Origin of the sequence: Paraburkholderia sp. SIMBA_027 (assembly GCF_046535315.1) — a bacterium.
Taxonomy (GTDB): domain Bacteria; phylum Pseudomonadota; class Gammaproteobacteria; order Burkholderiales; family Burkholderiaceae; genus Paraburkholderia; species Paraburkholderia tropica.
Genome location: NZ_JAWRWY010000687.1, coordinates 1 through 268, shown reverse-complemented (window position 1 = coordinate 268; position 268 = coordinate 1). Strand labels below are relative to the sequence as shown.

Annotated in this window: 1 protein-coding gene; it reads left to right on the top strand. The window is 63.1% G+C overall.

Going from position 1 to position 268, the window contains the following annotated elements; all coding sequences use genetic code 11:
- Positions 1-268, top strand: a 268-nt coding sequence (locus SB764_RS40770; RefSeq protein ID WP_410866865.1) for a uroporphyrinogen-III C-methyltransferase, incomplete at both ends; no start/stop codon positions are given.

The window sequence follows — 268 nt, the reverse complement described above, 5'->3', positions numbered from 1 at the left end:
CCGGCATTACCGCCGGGATTGGCGGACTTGCCTATGCCGGCATCCCGGTGACCCATCGGGATATCAATCACGCGGTCACCTTCCTGACGGGGCATGATTCTTCGGGGATCGTTCCAGACGCGATCAACTGGGATGCGATCGGCCGCGGCTCGCCTGTGATCGTCATGTATATGGCGATGAAGCATATCGCGCAGATCAGCGCGTCCTTGCTGGCCGCGGGGCGCAAGGCAGACGAGCCGGTGGCCTTCGTCTGCAATGCCGCCACCAG